The sequence below is a fragment of the Mitsuokella sp. oral taxon 131 str. W9106 genome, from assembly GCF_000469545.1.
In the GTDB taxonomy this organism is placed as follows: Bacteria; Bacillota; Negativicutes; order Selenomonadales; family Selenomonadaceae; genus AWVT01.
In genome coordinates this window covers 378727-396147 of record NZ_KI273058.1, presented here as the reverse complement: position 1 = coordinate 396147, position 17421 = coordinate 378727, and the positions used below count along the sequence as shown (strand labels likewise).

At 58.4% G+C, this 17421-nt stretch carries 18 protein-coding genes, 1 tRNA gene and 1 riboswitch; of the genes, 3 read left to right on the top strand and 16 right to left on the bottom strand.

Translation table 11 applies throughout. The features are described from left to right. Positions 1-22: 22 nt before the first annotated feature. The 11 genes from HMPREF1985_RS06320 to lepA all read right to left on the bottom strand — a co-directional run bounded on the left by HMPREF1985_RS06320 (position 23) and on the right by lepA (position 9090). The gene (locus HMPREF1985_RS06320) at positions 23-769 is read right to left on the bottom strand and encodes a TonB family protein (RefSeq protein WP_021771700.1); all 747 of its coding nucleotides are present in this window, start codon (positions 767-769) and stop codon (positions 23-25) included. Between the two features lie 3 nt (positions 770-772). Further along, the gene (locus HMPREF1985_RS06315; protein ID WP_021771699.1) at positions 773-1186 is read right to left on the bottom strand and encodes an ExbD/TolR family protein; all 414 of its coding nucleotides are present in this window, start codon (positions 1184-1186) and stop codon (positions 773-775) included. After that, positions 1183-1821 (bottom strand): MotA/TolQ/ExbB proton channel family protein, encoded by a 639-nt coding sequence (locus HMPREF1985_RS06310; RefSeq protein WP_021771698.1) that lies wholly within the window; start codon positions 1819-1821, stop codon positions 1183-1185. The genes HMPREF1985_RS06315 and HMPREF1985_RS06310 overlap by 4 nt, the downstream gene beginning before the upstream one ends. Positions 1822-1976: 155 nt before the next feature. Continuing rightward, positions 1977-2160, bottom strand: a riboswitch (cobalamin riboswitch). 244 nt (positions 2161-2404) lie between these two features. Further along, complete coding sequence (gene sigH, locus HMPREF1985_RS06305) at positions 2405-3151, bottom strand: RNA polymerase sporulation sigma factor SigH (RefSeq protein ID WP_040637234.1); 747 nt, start codon at positions 3149-3151, stop codon at positions 2405-2407. Positions 3152-3238: 87 nt separating this feature from the next. Beyond that, on the bottom strand, positions 3239-3778 hold the full coding sequence (locus tag HMPREF1985_RS06300; RefSeq protein WP_021771695.1) for an NYN domain-containing protein: 540 nt from the start codon (positions 3776-3778) through the stop codon (positions 3239-3241). Position 3779: 1 nt separating this feature from the next. Beyond that, positions 3780-4577, bottom strand: coding sequence for a 23S rRNA (guanosine(2251)-2'-O)-methyltransferase RlmB (rlmB, locus tag HMPREF1985_RS06295; protein WP_021771694.1), 798 nt, complete (start codon positions 4575-4577; stop codon positions 3780-3782). A gap of 9 nt (positions 4578-4586) precedes the next feature. Continuing rightward, positions 4587-5276 (bottom strand): FAD-dependent thymidylate synthase, encoded by a 690-nt coding sequence (thyX, locus tag HMPREF1985_RS06290; protein WP_021771693.1) that lies wholly within the window; start codon positions 5274-5276, stop codon positions 4587-4589. Positions 5277-5309: 33 nt separating this feature from the next. After that, positions 5310-5594: a glutaredoxin domain-containing protein gene (locus HMPREF1985_RS06285; RefSeq protein ID WP_040637295.1), complete on the bottom strand. Its 285-nt coding sequence runs from the start codon at positions 5592-5594 to the stop codon at positions 5310-5312. 44 nt (positions 5595-5638) lie between these two features. Further along, entirely contained in the window at positions 5639-6007 is a 369-nt protein-coding gene (locus tag HMPREF1985_RS06280) for a DUF488 domain-containing protein (RefSeq protein WP_040637293.1), read from the bottom strand. 99 nt (positions 6008-6106) lie between these two features. Next, positions 6107-7294, bottom strand: coding sequence for a radical SAM family heme chaperone HemW (gene hemW / locus HMPREF1985_RS06275; protein ID WP_021771690.1), 1188 nt, complete (start codon positions 7292-7294; stop codon positions 6107-6109). Further along, on the bottom strand, positions 7294-9090 hold the full coding sequence (gene lepA, locus HMPREF1985_RS06270) for a translation elongation factor 4 (RefSeq protein ID WP_021771689.1): 1797 nt from the start codon (positions 9088-9090) through the stop codon (positions 7294-7296). The genes hemW and lepA overlap by 1 nt, the downstream gene beginning before the upstream one ends. A 157-nt stretch (positions 9091-9247) precedes the next feature. On the opposite strand from lepA, the gene nhaA reads away from it, so the two are divergent. Then, the gene (nhaA, locus tag HMPREF1985_RS06265) at positions 9248-10435 is read left to right on the top strand and encodes a Na+/H+ antiporter NhaA (protein WP_021771688.1); all 1188 of its coding nucleotides are present in this window, start codon (positions 9248-9250) and stop codon (positions 10433-10435) included. Between the two features lie 33 nt (positions 10436-10468). After that, positions 10469-10543, top strand: a tRNA-Arg gene (locus HMPREF1985_RS06260). Between the two features lie 128 nt (positions 10544-10671). On the opposite strand, the gene HMPREF1985_RS06255 is transcribed toward HMPREF1985_RS06260, so the two are convergent. From HMPREF1985_RS06255 to HMPREF1985_RS06235, 5 genes are all read right to left on the bottom strand, one after another. Continuing rightward, positions 10672-11538: an aldo/keto reductase gene (locus HMPREF1985_RS06255; protein ID WP_231385169.1), complete on the bottom strand. Its 867-nt coding sequence runs from the start codon at positions 11536-11538 to the stop codon at positions 10672-10674. Between the two features lie 175 nt (positions 11539-11713). Beyond that, positions 11714-14128, bottom strand: a complete 2415-nt coding sequence (locus HMPREF1985_RS06250; protein ID WP_021771686.1) for a DNA internalization-related competence protein ComEC/Rec2 — start codon at positions 14126-14128, stop codon at positions 11714-11716. A 43-nt stretch (positions 14129-14171) separates the two neighbouring features. Beyond that, on the bottom strand, positions 14172-15116 hold the full coding sequence (locus HMPREF1985_RS06245) for a nitronate monooxygenase (protein WP_021771685.1): 945 nt from the start codon (positions 15114-15116) through the stop codon (positions 14172-14174). A gap of 120 nt (positions 15117-15236) precedes the next feature. After that, complete coding sequence (locus HMPREF1985_RS06240; protein WP_021771684.1) at positions 15237-15887, bottom strand: potassium channel family protein; 651 nt, start codon at positions 15885-15887, stop codon at positions 15237-15239. Between the two features lie 38 nt (positions 15888-15925). Further along, the gene (locus tag HMPREF1985_RS06235; RefSeq protein ID WP_040637233.1) at positions 15926-17248 is read right to left on the bottom strand and encodes a TrkH family potassium uptake protein; all 1323 of its coding nucleotides are present in this window, start codon (positions 17246-17248) and stop codon (positions 15926-15928) included. Here HMPREF1985_RS06235 and HMPREF1985_RS11590 point away from each other — a divergent pair. Further along, entirely contained in the window at positions 17228-17389 is a 162-nt protein-coding gene (locus tag HMPREF1985_RS11590; RefSeq protein WP_021771682.1) for a hypothetical protein, read from the top strand. The two genes, HMPREF1985_RS06235 and HMPREF1985_RS11590, sit on opposite strands and share 21 nt — an antisense overlap. The last annotated feature ends 32 nt before the right edge of the window (positions 17390-17421 follow it).

The window sequence follows — 17421 nt, the reverse complement described above, 5'->3', positions numbered from 1 at the left end:
CCACATGATTGCGCTTTCGGCTTCATTCCAAATGGAAATAGAACGTCTTCGTCCACGTGCCGCGCGCGCCGCCGTCCCCCGGGTTGAAGGTGAAGCGGTAGCCCGCCGCGACAGCCGCATTGTCCATGGCAGCGTAGCCGGAGGACGAAATGACCCGAACGTCTTCGACCGTGCCGTCCGCTGCGACGAAGATCTTGATCGTGACACTTCCTTCCACATCCTCGTCGATGAGCTCCGGCGGGTACTCGGGTCGTGCCTCCGCGCGAAGGCTCGCTTGGATGCGTTCCTTAGGCGGCGCAGGCGGTGACGGCGGCTCTGGTGCAGGCGGCGGTGGCGGCGGTGGCGGGGGCGGCGGTTCGGTCTTTTGGATGCCGCCTCCGTTTCCGCCCGTGCCCGGTCCCTTGGCGTTTCCCGTTCCCGTGTCTTCGCCGCCTCCCTCGCCACCGCGCCCAAAGGGGCTTCCCTTTTGCGCCTCATGCGCCTGGCTCGCCTTCTCATCTTGCGCAGGCGTATCTTCCGTTGGCGGAAGGGTCTTATCCGGGATCACAACCGGATCTGTGGCTGGTGTCGCCGGTGTCTCAGGCGGCGAACCGCCTCCCTCGCTTCCCTCGTCCGGCGTCTCATCCAATACGGCGACCTCGACGTCGTCCTGCGCCTGCTGCGTCTTTGCCACGGGGAAAACGCCAAACGCCGCCGCAAGGAGGAAAAGGAGGAGATGCACGCCGAGCGCCGCAAGCAGCGCCTTGTATTTATCCCATGAGCGTTCCATGCGTCACTTGCCCCCCGCACTTTCGCCCGCCAGTCCCACGCGCGTGATGCCGGCGCCCTTGCAGCGGTCGAGCAGCGCGTAGACCTTGCCGTAGTCGAGTCCCGAATCGGCCCGCAGGACGAGCGCAAACTTCGCGTTTCGCGCATTTTCCGCCTTGGCACGCGCAAGCAAGGTCGCCTCCGCGATGGGCTGATCCTCCAGGTAGAGACTTCCGTCCTTCTTCATCGTGACCACGTACGTCACACGCATCTGCGTCTCCACATTCGCCGCCTTCGGCATATGGACATCAACCGTCTTGATGTTCACCATGTAGAGCGTGCTGAGCATGAAGAACACGAGCAGGAAGAACATGATGTCGATCATCGGGATGATGATGATCTCCGGGCGCGTGAATCCCTTTCGGTCCCTGAGCCTCATCGCGCTGCCCCCTCAGGAGAGGCGAGCTCCCCCTTCGCGCTCTCGACGAGCGAGAAGCACTGCTCCATGTCCGTCACAATGTTCTCGATACGCTGCACGAAATATGCGTGCACGGCAAGCGCGATGATGGCGACGCAAAGCCCCATAGCCGTCGCAATCAGAGCCTCGCCGACACCGCCCGTTATCGCGGATGCCTGCCCGGAGTCGAGGTTGAAGATGGAAAATGCCGAAATCATGCCGCTGATCGTGCCGAGAAGCCCCAGGAGCGGTGCCATTGTCACGATGACGCTGAGGTAGTAGAGCCGCTTCCGAAGCTTCGAGAGGACGATGCCGGACTGGATCTCCATGTAGGAAGAGACCTGATCCGCATCCTTTCGCGCGAGCTTCATCGCCGTAAACAGGATATTGGCAAGCGCGCCGCGGTGGTCTTCGGCGAGCTTCTGCGCTCCCGCAATGTCGTGATTTGCCATACACTTGTAAAATGCCCTTGCAAAGGCGCGCCCCGTATCCGTGCGCGAGAAATACATCGCACGTTCAATGCCAATCGTCATGACAAAGACCGAGCAGATAAGAAGCACGTACATGATAAAGCCGCCCTTGTGGAAAAACGCGATGCCCGTCGATATTGCTTCCATAGAAAATCCTCCTACTTATTATTGGATCGGTCGCCTAAATCGATCCACGCCACAAAAAAAAGCCTCTCCCCCACAAAAGAGAAAAGCCCTTCCTGCTCATGGCATCAAGATGCACGCACAAAAAGCAAATCCCCTTCCCCATCGTTCGTAGGTCAAACGGTGATTGTCAAACAGGCAGTTCTCCTGGCTCGGTTCATCGCTCGCCTGCGCCTTCCCAGAGTGCTCCAGTGACGTCTTGCAGGTTCGCTCCCCTCACAGTGGCGGGACCGCGCCGGCTCTTACCGGCTTCTCTTTTCAACCATGCCCGTAGGCGATGGTACCTGTTCCTCCATATAAATTTTCCTAAAATAAATTTTGGCTCTATTCTAAGACAAACGAGCGCACCTGTCAAGCGCATGTCCGCAACGAGCTACGATATCTGCTTGCGCCGAATTACGCCTTCGATGCATCTGCTTCCGCCTTTTCGTCCTGGTTGGCAGGCGGGACCTGCTGTTCGCCCTCGTCTTTTTGATCCCGCACGCAACGGTGTTTCGGCCCGATACACGAAAAGGCCTCCCAAATGGCGTTGGGAGGCCTTTTCCGCTTAATGCTTCATGCCGTCGTCATCCACGACGCCGCGCAGGCGGCGATTGATGGAGGACAGTCCGCGGTATATCGTCGAGAGGTCGAGGTCGTCCGTGCGGTTTTCCATGTATTTTTCGAGCTTGCGCTTGACGCGCTGAAGCGCGTTGTCAATCGACTTCACATGGCGGTCGAGGTTCTCGGCAATCTCTTGGTACGACTTGCCATCGAGATAGCTCATGAGCACTTTCCATTCGAGGTCGGAGAGAATCTCTTCCATCTTTCTCTCAATATCGAGAAACTCCTCTTGGCTGATGACGAGTTCCTCCGGATCGGCGACCTTGATGCCCGAGATGACATCGAGGAGCGTGCGGTCGGAGTCCTCGTCGTAAATCGGCTTGTTGAGCGATACATACGTGTTGAGCGGGATATGTTTCTGCCGCGTCGCCGTCTTGATCGCCGTGATGATCTGACGCGTCACGCACAGCTCTGCAAACGCGCGGAAAGAGGACAGCTTGTCCTTGCGGAAATCGCGGATCGCCTTGTAAAAGCCAATCATGCCTTCTTGAATGATGTCCTCGCGATCCGCGCCGATCAGAAAGTACGACCGCGCCTTTGCGCGGACAAACGTCCGATACTTTCCGATGAGGTAATCGAGCGCCAGCCTGTCATTCGTTTCGCGGATAATCAGCAGAATTTCCTCATCCGTAAGATTTTCATAGGCACGGTACAAATCGTCCATCGTGCCTACATTCGGATCTGCTTCCATTGCTGCCCCCTCTGCTGAGTCCCTTGGTCCCTGCATTACTTCAAGCATTATACTCTTCTTAAAAAGTCACGTCAAGACAGCACCACTTTAGTCCTTCTCCTTGCGGAGCGCATCGAGCCTTGCTGCCGTCGCGGCGTCGAGTCGCTCCGATACGTCAAGGCGCGCGACCGTCGGCGTCGCAGCCGTCTTTCCGACGAATTCGCGCCGCAGCTGCTCCTGCGTCCGGCGGACGGTCTTCCGAAATGCAGGCGCGGGAATCCGATACGCACCCGCACCGAGGATGACGCTCTGTTCCGCCCCGTCCGACGTGACGACGTGCACCTCGCGCCCCGCCCGCACGAGGTCGTAGGCGAGCCGCTCGATGCGGCTGTCCGCCGTCTCGCCCGCCCTCGTGTAAATCACATGCGTATGCGCATTGACCATCTCCTCGTGTCCCTCGTCTTCCGTGAACATCGCATCGAATACGATCATCATGTCAAAGGACTCAAACGCACCGTACTCCGCCATCTCATGCACGAGTGCAAGGCGTGCTTCCGCAAGGTTCCCGCTCCGCTTCCTGAGTTCCGGCCATGCGTGGATGATGTTATATCCATCGAGAATGTAGCATTCCCTCTTTTTCTTCGCCATGCTATGCCTTCTTCGCAAGACGCTGCCGCATGGACTCGTAGAGGAGAATCGAGCCTGCGACCGAGGCGTTGAGCGAGTTGATCCTGCCGACCATCGGCATGCGCACGACAAAGTCGCAGAGCTCCCGCGTGAGGCGGCTCATGCCATGCCCCTCACTGCCGACGACGAGGACGAGCGCACCCGTGAGGTCGGCTTCCCAGCACGTCGCTGGACCGTCCATATCCGCCCCCGCGACCCAAAAGCCCTTTTCCTTTAGCATTTTGAGGGTTTGCGCGATGTTGCCGACGCGCGCGACAGGCACGTACTCGACCGCGCCGGCCGACGTCTTCGCGACCGTCGCCGTGAGCGGCACGCTTCGCCGCTTTGGAATGAGCACGCCGTGCACGCCCGTCGCATCCGCCGTGCGCAGGAGCGCGCCGAGATTATGCGGATCCTCGAGCTCGTCGAGGAGCAGGAGAAACGGCGGCTCGCCCTTTTCCTCCGCCGCTGCGAGGATATCGTCAAGCTCCGCGTAAGCGACGGGCGCGACGTAGGCGAGTACGCCTTGATGGCGAAGGCCACCCGCAATCGCCTCGATTTTCGCACGCTCGACCGTTTGGCAGATGGCGCCGCGCTCCTTTGCGAGCGCGCGAATCTCCGCAACCGATCCATCCCTGTCGCCGCCCGCAAGGAGCAGGCGATTGATGGAGCGCCCTGCTTTCAATGCTTCCGCAACGGCATTTCGCCCGATGAGCACATCGTCGGGAAGCGCATTTTGTTCTCCGCGCGTCGGTTTCGCGCGCCGCTTTCTCGCATCCATCCTGATTCGTCAATCCTTCTCGCGCAGCTTCATCATCTCGGCAAACTTTCCGCACGTCATATCGCCCTCGGGACAGCGTCCCGTGTTGACGCAGCTCGCGCCCGCATTGCGAAAGAGCGTCGGCGCGACCCGCTTGACCTCGGCGAGCATCCTGTATGCCATATCACGAATCTCCCACTGAGCGCGGTTGCAGCAGCGAAGGTTGAAGAAATGCAGCAGGGACCGTGCGTTCATCGTCACGAGGATCTTCGTCTCGGCGGCATTGGCGAGGACGTAGCGCGCATCCTCCTTCGGCACGCCAAGCTCTGTAAGCGCATCGTAGGCGCGGCGAATCTCCTCCATGAGCGCCGTGAACTTTTCGCTCGCGGCGGGATTCCCTGCGATAGTCGGCGGCGTGATGTACTGGAACCCATGCGACGCAACGTATCGCTGCGACTGCTGATCGTACGAGGCGATGCGGTGGCGTACGAGCTGATGCGTGAGCACGCGGCTCACGCCTTCGATGCCGAATGTAAACGAAACGTGCTCGATCGTTGAGGCATGACCAAGCTTCACCATCTTGCGCACCATCTCGCGCACTTTTTCCTCACTGAGCCGCTCTGCGAGTTCCTCCGCCCCAATCGCCGAGTAGCAGAGACGCGCCGCCATCGCAACGACGCGCTCCGGCTCCGGCGTGTACTCCAGCAGCTTGACCTTCATGCTCAAAATAAATGCTCCTCCGAAAAACTGGCTTCAGGCAATCGCCGCAGCAAACGCTTTCCCGACACCCGCCTTGACCGTAGCGTAATCGTGTCCGGGCTGCGCTTCGTAAATCTTCTCGCCGCCCACAAAGAGGCTCGGCACGTAATAATACTGTCCAGCAAACGGCTTCGTCTTTTCCGGCGTCCCATTCTCGTCGATGTGCTCGATCTCGACCGCGGCGTACTGCGCGTTCTCGCCGCGCAGCGCCTCGATTGCGCGAAGCGCATTCCTGCAGTAAGGGCAGCCTTCCATTTGAATCATCGTAATTTTCTTCATGTCGCCTTTTCTTTCCTTTCCCAGTCCATCCATTGTCCAGCGTTTTATTCCTTGACCTTGCGGCCGAGCCACGCCTGTAGGACGAGCGCGTGATTTTCCTGCTCATTCTTCGCGCCGTAGAGCAATGTGACGTTCCGATCAGCGAGCCAGCCCCTGCACTTTTTCACGAATGCCGCTGCACCGTCGCTCGCGTCGAGCTCCTCGATGTACGCCTCCGAGAACCCTTCGTACGGCATCTCGCCGTGATGCCAAAGCTTGCGGATCTCTGGCGACGGCGTGATTTCTTTCGCCCAAACGTCGTACTTCAGGGCGTCCTTCTTGACGCCGCGCGGCCAAAGACGGTCGCAAAGGACGCGCACGCCGTCCGACTCTTCGGGGGCTGCATAGACGCGCTTGATTTGAATTTTGTTCATGTTCATCCCTTCCCATTCTTTAGGATACGCGCTTGCGCCTGCGTTTTCTGTGACTAAAATACAATCGCATGCAAAACGTTCTATGTCTCGTGTGCCCGCTTAAAGCAAAAATGCCGCAAAGACGAGATTGCCGTATTTCATGCCACGAGGTGTAAGCGTGACGTGCGTCTTGCTTTCGTGCAGCAATCCTTTTTTTTTCATCGCATGGATCGCTTCGGCGTAGACTGCGTCGAGCGTCGCGCCGAATTTCTTTTGGAAGCGCTCCTTTTCGATGCCTTGCGACGTGCGCAGGGCGAGAAAGGCGAACTCTTCCATCTGGATCTCGCGCGTCGCAGGCTCTTCCTCCCGGCGTGCCGAGCCGTCCGCCGCGCCGTCGAGGTAGGCTTCGATCTGCTCCGCATTGCCGTAGCGCTGCCCATCGAGGTACGAATGCGCCGCTGCGCCCAGTCCGAGATAGGGAACGTCCTGCCAATACGAGAGGTTATGGCGGCTCTCGCAGCCCGCTTTTGCGAAGTTCGAGATCTCGTATCGCTCGTACCCTTTCGCAGGCAGGCGCGAGGCCATGAGGTCGTACATCGCCTCGCACTCCGCTTCATCCGGCAGCAGGAGCTTTCCCCCCTCCTGCCACCGCGCAAAAACGGTGCCGCTTTCGACTTGCAGGCCGTAAACGGAAATATGCGCGGGCACGAGCGCGAGCATCTGCTCCATGTCCCGCCGAAAGCCCGCAAGCGTCTGCGTCGGAAGGCCGTAGATGAGATCCATGCTGATATTCCGAAAGCCTGCCGCCCGCGCCCATTCGATGCCCTGCCGCGCATCGCGCGCCGTATGGATGCGCCCGATAGATTCCAGGAGGGCATCATCAAACGTCTGCACGCCAAAGGAAAGGCGATTGACGCCGCCTTGCCGCATAAGGCGAAATCCCGCTTCGCTCACCGTGCCAGGATTGCACTCGATGGTAAACTCGACGGCCTCCATCGCGGATGGGTCGCCCATAAAAAGAACTTCCCGCAAATTTACGAGAAGCTCTTCCATCAAGTGGAGCGGCAGGACGCTCGGCGTGCCGCCGCCGATGTAAACGGTCGCGGGTGCCCCCCACCGACTGCGATAAAGCGCGCCCTCACGCCGAAGCTCACCGCACAGTGCGCGGATATACGGCGCTTCATCGCGCTCGCGCCCTGCGAATGACGCGAAATCGCAGTAAAAGCATTTCTGACGGCAAAACGGGATGTGGACGTAGACGCCCCATCGCTTTGGGATTGCGCCTCCCCCTTTCGACGGGCTCGCCATCAGTCGATTTTGAGGATGGCCATGAACGCCTCCTGCGGAATCTCGACGCTGCCGACCGCCTTCATGCGCTTTTTGCCTTCCTTCTGCTTTTCGAGCAGCTTGCGCTTGCGCGAAATATCGCCGCCGTAGCACTTCGCGAGGACGTCCTTGCGACGCGCGCGGACATTCTCGCGCGCGATGACCTTGCTGCCGATCGCCGCCTGAATGGGAATCTCGAACATCTGCTGCGGGATGAGCTCCTTGAGCTTCGCTGCGAGCTGGCGCCCGCGTGCCTGTGCGCGGTCGCTGTGCACGATCGTCGAGAGTGCGTCGACGGGTTCCCCGTTCAGGAGGATATCGACCTTGACGAGGCGCGAAGTCTGATAGCTTGCGAGTTCGTAGTCGAGCGAAGCGTACCCGCGCGTCGCGCTCTTCAGGCGGTCGAAATAGTCGAATATGATCTCGTTGAGCGGAATATGATACGTGAGCAGCACGCGGTTCGTGTCGATGTAGTCCATGCCCTTGAATTCGCCGCGCTTCTCCTGCGAAATCTCCATGACGGCGCCGACGAAATCGCTCGGCACGATGACCGTCGCCTTGACGTACGGCTCTTCGATGTGATCGATCCTCGTCTTGGGCGGAAGCTCCGCCGGGTTGCTGACCTCGACCATCGTACCGTCCGTCTTGTAGACGTGGTATATGACGGACGGCGCCGTCGTGATGAGCTTCAAGTTGTACTCGCGCTCAAGGCGTTCCTGGATGACGTCCATGTGCAGGAGTCCAAGGAATCCGCAGCGGAATCCGAAGCCGAGCGCAACAGACGTCTCCGGTTCGAAAACGAGCGCCGCATCGTTGACCTGCATTTTCTCAAGCGCGTCTTTCAGGTTGTCGTAATCCGCGCTCTCGACGGGGTAAAGCCCGCAGTAGACCATTGGATTGACGCCGCGATAGCCAGGGAGCGCTTCGGCAGCAGGATTTTCTGCCAAGGTGATCGTATCGCCGACGCGCACGTCGCGCACGTCTTTCAGCGAACCTGCGACGAAGCCGACTTCGCCGACACCGAGATGGCCGATGTCCTTAGGCTGCGGCTTGAAGCATCCGACATCCGTGACCTCGAAGACCTTGCCCGTCGCCATCATCTTGAGCTTCATGCCTGTTTCAATATATCCGTCAACGATGCGGACATGTGCGATGACGCCCTTGTAGGAATCAAAGAACGAATCAAAAATAAGTGCTTTGAGCGGCGCATGCTCGTCCCCCTCAGGCGCAGGGATGTAGTCGACGATCGAATCGAGTATCGCTTCGATGCCGATGCCCGTCTTCGCCGACGCGAGGACGGCAATCGATGTGTCGAGCCCGATCGTCTCCTCGATCTCATGCTTGACGCGTTCGGGATCCGCACTCGGCAGGTCGATCTTGTTGATGACGGGCACGATTTCGAGGTTGTGCTCCATCGCCATGTAGACATTCGCAAGCGTCTGCGCCTCGACGCCCTGCGCTGCGTCGACGACGAGCAATGCGCCTTCGCATGCGGCGAGGCTGCGCGAGACCTCATAGGTAAAGTCGACGTGCCCCGGCGTGTCGATGAGGTTGAGCTCGTACATCTGCCCGTCCTTGCCCTTGTAATCGAGGCGCACGGTCTGTGCCTTGATCGTGATGCCGCGCTCGCGCTCCAACTCCATGTTGTCTAGGACTTGCGCCTCCATCTCACGCTCGCTGAGCGTTCCCGTGTATTCAATGAGACGATCCGCAATCGTCGATTTGCCATGGTCGATATGGGCAATGATGGAGAAATTGCGAATGTTCTTCTTCGCCATAGTTTCGTTCCTTTCCGTAGTATAATGCGATAAACGCATTATACCATTCCTGCCCGCATTCCCGCAAGAAATACCTTCGGATGATGCGCTTGACTGCTGCAATCGCCTTATAGTAGACTTTAGCAGTAGACTTTAATCGAAAGGATCTCCCGATTTCATGCGAAAAAAACTACGCTTTTTTATCGAACCATTTCAGACGTTCCTGCGCTGGGAATCGAGCAGCGGCATCCTGCTGCTCCTCTGCACGGTGCTTGCGATCCTCCTCGCAAATTCACCGCTCGCGGCTTCCTATGAGCACATCCTGCATACGCCGATCGCCGTGCGTGTCGGCGACTTCCGCCTTGAGCTTGGGCTGCTGCACTGGATCAACGACGGCCTCATGGGCGTTTTCTTCTTCGCGATCGGACTTGAGATCAAGCGCGAATTCTTATACGGCGAGCTGCGCACGAAAAGCGCTGCGCTGCTTCCCGTCACGGCAGCGCTCGGCGGCATCATCGTGCCTGCGCTCCTATACACCGCGATCAACTGCGGCACGCCATCGGCTGTCGGCTGGGGCATCCCGATGGCGACGGATATTGCCTTTGCGCTAGGCGTCATGACGATGGCGGCGCGTTCCGCGCCTTTGGGTCTCGTCGTCTTTCTGACGGCGCTCGCCATCGTCGACGATCTCGGCGCGATCATCGTCATCGCGCTCTTTTACACATCAGCATTGAGCTTCTCTTGGCTCTTCATCGGCATTCTCGCACTCGCCGCCGCATTCGTTCTCGGACGCTACGACGTACGCTCGATGGGTGCCTACCTGCTCGCAGGCGGCACTGCATGGCTCGCATTCTTCCATGCGGGCATCCATCCGACGATCGCTGGCGTGCTCCTAGGAATCGCGATTCCGATTGCCGAGGATCCCGATGACTCCCTGCTCCATCAGCTTGAGCATCAGCTCGAGCCGTGGTCGGCATACTTCATCATGCCGGTCTTCGCGCTCGCCAATGCGGGCGTCGCAATTTCCTTCGCCTCGTTCGACCTCGCCTCGCCGATCTTTCTCGGCATCTTCATCGGTCTCTGTCTCGGCAAGCCCATCGGCATCGCAGGCTCCGTCTTCGTTTTGAACAAGCTCTTTGGCGCCGCTCTCCCCGGCAGCGCGCCAAAGGCCCAAATCGTCTCAACCGGCATGCTTGGCGGCATCGGCTTCACCATGTCGATCTTCATCGCCTCTCTCGCCTTTGACAACGCAGCCATGCTCGCCCAAGCGAAGATCAGCATCCTCTTTGCATCCATCGTCTCCGGCATCTTGGGCACCGCTGCATTTCGGATCGCGCGCAAGCATGCGCCGGCAAAAGAATCTTGACGCCGGTTGCAGGCTATAGTATACTTTCCCTATGCGCTCGTAGTCCAGTGGATAGGACGTTGGCCTCCGGAGCCGAAAGCGGCAGTTCGACTCTGCCCGAGCGCACCAACAAGACGCAATGCAGCTCACGCAGGAACGTCCGCGTGAACGCGTCGTATAGAAAGAGCCACTCAAAAAGAAGCGCCGTGCTTGCTTTTGAGTGGCTTTCGTTTATCCTATGGCATGACTGCGCATGGTCAGCCGTGTATTTTTCGCGCATGCATGCGCCGCACGTAGGCGGGATCGTCATGGAACGATATCTCGCTGTGTCCGATATCCAGCTGTGAAATCGCCGCCATCTCGACATCCGTCAACTGGAAGTCCCAAATGGCAAGGTTTTGCGCCATGCGCTCCTCGTTTGCGGACTTCGGAATGATGGAGACCCCGCGCTGCACATTCCAGCGCAGTGCGACCTGTGCTGCGGTCTTGCCGTAGCGCGCTCCGATCTTCGTCAGGACGGGATGCACGAAGATGCCGCGCTTGCCGCGCGCAAGCGGCGCCCAAGCCTGCGGTGCAACGCCGTAATATTGCATCGTCGCAAGTGCCGCTTCCTGACAGAAGAACGGATGCAGCTCGACTTGATTGACCATGGGCTTGACGGCAACCGTCTCACAGAAATTGGCGAGCTGTGCGGGAAAAAAGTTTGATACGCCGATGGCGCGCACCTTTCCCTCATGGTAAAGTTCTTCAAGCCGCCGCCATGCACTGAAGAAATCGCCGAACGGCTGATGGATGAGGTAGAGGTCGATGGAATCGAGCCCAAGCTTTTCGCGCGATGTCTCGAACGCCTTGCCCGCATTTTCGTAGCTCATATCCTGAACCCAGAGCTTCGTCGTGACAAACAGTTCCTCACGCGGTACCCCCGCCGTGCGAATCGCCGCGCCGACCGATTCTTCGTTGCCGTAAAACGCCGCCGTATCGATGAGGCGATACCCGCAGCGAATCGCCGCTTCCGTCATCTGCGCGCACTCTGCCGGATCCGCGATCTGATACACGCCGAACCCTTCCATCGGCATCCGCACGCCATTGCTGAGTGTCACTGTCACTTGTCCTGCTTTCATCATCGAAGCCCTCCTTTGCCGTTTCTGTTGGCGTTTCTGTCCAACCATTTGCGCGCTGCAATATATTTTTTATTATACCGCATTATACCGCAAGAACGGTCTTTTGCGTACTCTCTCTTAGAACATTTTATCCCTATCGAATGCGGTTGACTGCGATATCTGGCATTGCCTGCTGCTTCTACGGAACGGTGGCGCCAATATACGTTTTCACTTGGACGCCCTTTCCGTCCGTCGTGAGAATGACCGCACCCTGCTCATCCGTGCGCAGGACGGAAGCGCCCTGCGCTTCCAGCCGCGCGAGCACAGCGGGGGCAGGATGCCCATACGTGTTGTCCGCGCCGACCGAGATGACGGCAAGCTTCGGCGCGACAGCGCGAAGGAATGCCCCGCTCGTCGAGGTCGCCGCACCGTGATGGCCGACCTTCAGGACGGTACTCGCCGGATCGATTCCATGCGCGAGCAGATCGTGCTCTTCCGGCTCTTCCATATCGCCCGTAAATAGGATCGAAACATCCCCGTAGCTTACGCGAAGCACATCACACGCTTCATTCCCGCTTCCGTTCATCTGTGCCGCAGCGGGTGCAAAGAGCACGTCTACCGTCACGCCATCAATCGCAAAGCGTTCCCCTGTGCAAAGCGGCGTCAGCGTATCCAAAAGCGGATCTGCGATAGACATCCCCATGCTTTTCGCATACACATTTCTTCCTTCTGATGCAGTATAAACATGATATACTGGCAATTCACGCAGGATACCGCCCGCACCTGCCGCATGATCTTCATGCGCGTGCGAGAGAAAGATCGCATCGAGCGAACGAATGCCATTCCGGCGAAGATACGGCACGTCGATCTGCTTGCCCACGTCGTATGCTCCATCGCGCGTGCCGCCCGTATCGATAAAAAAGGCATGTCCATGCGGCGTCTTGATGAGGCATGCGTCGCCTTGATGGACATCGAGGAAATGCACCTCCATCGTTTTCGGCGCAAGGACAGCATGCAATAAGAGCAGGAGCAGCGATACGGATGCAATAGCGCATACTTCCCGTCTATGGAAAAGACTCGCATATTCTCGAAGTCTATTCCTCAGGCAATCGGGAAAGAGCAGGAAAGACAACGCGAGGTAATAGCACGCCGTCTTTCCTGCTCCCATCGCGGATACGCCGACCATCGCAAGCGGCATTCCAGAAAGCTTCCGTGCCAATTCGTAGACGAACCCAAGCAAAAGACCGAGCAGGGCGAACACGAGCTGCCCAAGGATCGGCAGGGCGAGCGCCGCCATGCCGCCGAAGAGCGCGATGACGATGAGCAGCTCCACGGGCGGCACGAGGATAAGATTGGCGAGGAACGCAACGAGCGACACGCGCCCAAAGTAATAGGCGAGCAGCGGCAGTGTCGCAAGCTGGGCGGCGAGCGTGATCGAGAGACCTGCCGCAGCGAAGTTCGGCAGGCCGTGCGCCTTCATCCATGTGCGGAAAACGGGCGCGAGGAAAAGGAGTCCCGCCGTCGCTGCAAAGGATAGCTGAAAGCTGATATGAAAGAGCAACAACGGCGATGCGGCAAGCATAAGCATGCCCGTCAAAAGCATGATGTACTGTCCCTCATGCTCTCGATCAATGGCAAGAGCAATAAAGGCGAGCCCGCCCATGACTCCCGACCGAACGGCAGGCGGCACGCAGCCGGCAAGGATAACGTAGAAGGCGACGGCGAGCAGCACGAGTCCTGCCGTAAGCGGGCGCGGCAGGCGAAGCAGGAGTCCAAGCCATGCAATCGTCGCTGCGAGCAGGCTGACGTGCGAGCCTGAAACGGAAAGGATATGGACGAGTCCCGTCGTCACAAAGGAATCGACGAGCGACTCTTTGATCCCATCGTAGCCGCCGAAAAGCATGGCAAACAGCGCTGCTGCATCGGGACGTGCCATGCTTTTTTGCATCGTCTCGAAGTAATGCGCCCGAAGGCGTGTGCCGATGCGAAGCACGGCATCGCGCCACCCTGCATCGCGCGATTCGATTTTCACCTGCGACGCCTTTGCCATGAGCGATGCCGTGATGCCGTCTGCGCGAAGCAGCAGCACCGTATCGATCTGCCCTTCATTGCGATAGCTGTGCGGCAGGCGCAGATTTCCCGACGCTGTGACCCTGTCGCCGATCTGCGCCTCCTTTGCTGCGCCCTGTGCATAGATCCGCAGTCCGCCCGATGCCGTCTTCCAATCCTCGTCGCGCGGCCGCTTCACCTCCGTGACCTCGATGCGATAGCGCGACCGCGCCTCACCTCGCCCGTTCATGCTCTCCTGCGGTGCTTCCCGCAGGATGCCGCGCACCTTTACATCGCTTCCTGGAATGTGCGAAATATCATTTGCGGGCAGCGAGAACCCCATCGCGCCGCGCACGATGCCGAGCACAAAAAAGAGCAGCAGGAAGGACAGAAAGGTCCACCTGCTGCTGCGCCACGCAAGGAACGCGCTCAAAAGAAAGAGAATGCCCAGGACGATGCAAAGCGGCATCACAGGAAAAAATGCGGCGTGCGCCGCGTAAATGCCGAGTGCGAGCACCAGGAGAAGCCCTGCGGCAAAGCATTTGGGATGCTGTCCCTGCTCCATTTCGCGCGCCTCCCCTCCTCCAGACGAGTTCGATCCGCGCTCCCTAGAGCGAAATCCGCGCTGCTGCACGAAGCGTCTCGCGCGCCTCGTTTACAATCCCTTCTACGATCGCTTTCACCGGCTCGATTCTCGTAAGCGGCATCAGGCTCTGTCCCGCCTGTATCATGCCGTTTTCCGTGTCGCCGTCGACGGCGGCGAGCTTGTTCGTGCCCGTCGCTTTTTCGAGAAGCTCTTCCTTCGTCGCCTTGCCCGAGTACTCAAGCGCGACGAATTCCTCGGCGAACTTGTTGCGCAGGCCGCGCACTGCCCCACCGATCGTCGCGCCTGTCACAATGCTGTCCGTATCGACCGCCTCGATGAGTTTCTGCTTGACGTTCGGATGGACGGGACACTCCTCGGCGACCAGGAACCGCGTGCCCATCTGCACGCCCGCGGCACCCATCGTAAGCGCAGCGGCAAGCCCTCTGCCGTCGGCAAACCCACCCGCCATGACGACGGGAATCGAGACCTCCGGAATGACCTGCGTCATCAGCGGCATCGTGCAGATCGAGCCGATATGGCCGCCCGCCTCCATGCCCTCCACGACGATCGCATCTGCCCCCTTTGCCTCGACGCGCTTCGCGAGCTTGACATTCGGCACGACGGGAATGACTTTGATGCCCGCCGCATGGAGCGTCTCAAAATACGGAACGGGATTGCCCGCACCGAGCGTGACAAACGCCGGCTTCTCCTCACAGATAACGGCAACGATCTCGTCCTTATTTGGCGCCATCAGCATGACATTGACGCCGAACGGCTTCTCGGTGAGCGTGCGGCAGCGGCGAATCTCATCACGCGTGTACGCCGTCGTGCGCCCGCCCGTCGAGACGATGCCCGCGCCGCCTGCATTCGATACCGCCGATGCGAGCGCCGCATCCGAGATCCAAGCCATGCCGCCCTGCAGGATCGGATATTCGATCCCGAGAAGCTCCGTCAGTTTCGTGCTCATACAAATCCTCCTCACAAATGGAATCCATCTTCATCACGCCAATACCGCATAAATTCATGGAATGCATCCTGCTATCCTGCTATCCTGCTTGGATGCAGGCGAAAGGCGCTGCGTAAATGGTCAAAATTTCCCGATGATCGCTTCAATGTTATCGTGTTTTCCAAGAATCAAGACGGTGTCCCCCTCCTGCAGCTTGGTTTTCGGCGTAATGTCAACCGTCAAGTGCCCACCGAGGCGTACGCCAAGGACGTTGACATGGTAGTTGCGGCGGATGTCGAGCTCACCGACGGTATGCCCTGCCCAATTGGTCGGCATCGTTACCTCATAGACACCGTAGCGGCTGCTCAGGGCAAAGTAGTCGAGCAGATGATCGCTCCCATAGCGCATTGCCGTCCACAGAGCAAGTTGTTTTTCCGGGTAGACAACCTCATCGGCACCGCTCTTGAAAAGAATTTTTTCATGGATGCTGCTGGCAGCCCTTGCGACAATTTGGCGCGCACCGAGTTCCTTTAATTGGAGCGTCGTTTCGAGCGAGCTCTGAAAGTCGTCGCCAATGGCTACGATGGCCACATCAAAGTTACGAACGCCTAGGGAGGCGAGAAAGTTTTGATCGGTACTGTCGGCGATGAGCGCGTTTGTCACAAAGGAAAGAACTTGGTTGACGAGTTCTTCATTCTTGTCGACCGCCAAGACTTCGTTTCCCTGTTCGCAAAGTTTACGGGCGACGTGGCGTCCATAGCGTCCCAGTCCGATGAGAAGAACGGATTTCATAAGAGACCTCTCTGCCGTATGCAAATCATAGTGTCCGGTCAGCCGATGGTAAGCTTTCCTTCCGGCATTCGCCTTGCCAAATGCGATTTTTTGCTGTGCAAGGCATAGACGAGTGTCAGCGCACCGACGCGGCCAAAGTACATGAGAAACATCAAAAGGCACTTCGACGGAGCGGAAAGCCGTTCCGTCAGCCCTATGGAGAGCCCGACCGTACCCAATGCTGAAGACGTTTCAACAAGACTGTCGAGCATCCCTGCACCGTCAAAGTACGAGAAGAAGATGCTGCTGGAAAAGAGCAGCATGGCGTACAGGAGAAAGATGGCAACGGCTTCTTGCAGCGTCTCGAGCGAGATGCGCCGCGAAAAGCATTCGATATCCAGTCGATAGCGGAGTATGGATAGCGCCGTGACCAAGAGTGTGAATGCCGTAGTCGTCTTGATGCCGCCCGCCGTCGACCCCGGTGCGCCGCCCGTGAACATGAGGAGCACCATCATGCACTTGCCGGCTTCCGTCATATCTTCAATATGGATCGTATTGAAGCCCGCCGTGCGTGCCGTGACGGCTTGAAAAACTGCGGCAAGCCCGCGCCCGTCCGCAAGGAATCCCATGTCGCCGAAATAGAAGATAATGGCAGGGAAAAGGATGAGGAAAGCGGTCATCGACAAGATGGCTTTTGTCTGGAATCGCCATCGGCGAATACGGAGCCCGTTTTGGTGCAGGTCTGCCCAGGTCAGGAAGCCAAGTCCGCCGCTAACGATAAGCGCCATGATGACGACATTCACCCAAGGATTGGCGACGTATGCCATGAGGGATCCGCCGCCTTTGGTTCCCATGAGGTCAAAGCCTGCATTGCAGAAAGCGGAGACGGCGTGGAAAAGCGCCATCCAAAGCCCGTCAAGAGCGCCGAAGTCTTGAAAAAAGACAGGGAAAAGCAGGAGCGTGCCGCATAGCTCGATGCCTGCTGCAAACGTGAGCACAAAACGCAGCAGGCGTACGATTCCGCCGAGCTGGTGCAGGGAAAGGGCGTCCTGCATCGTACTTCGCTGCATGAGTCCAACCTTCTGTCCCGAAGCGACTGTGATGGCAACGGCCATGGTGATGACACCGAGCCCACCGATCTGGATAAGCAAGAGGATAACGGCCTGTCCGAAAAGCGACCAATGGCTCGCTGTATCCACCACGACAAGCCCTGTCACGCAGGAGGCAGAGACCGCGGTAAAGAGCGCAGAAAGAACATCTGTGGAAATACGCGCCTGCGTCGCAATGGGAAGCATGAGAAGTCCCGTCCCGCATCCGATAAGGACAATAAAGCTGAGCGTGATAATTTGAAACGAGGAAAGATGGCGGAGAAATGGGATCAAAAAATCATCTCCAAAAAAGCATCTCCAAGGGTTGCATTCTACGGTTTGCTGATTCGCGTATATAAACGTATTCGCGCTTTTGCCGAAAAACCCTTCCCAGCAGAAAAATTACACGGCCTTGCCTTCTCGTACATCACATGATACAATATTGGCGAACATATATTCTGAAAGGA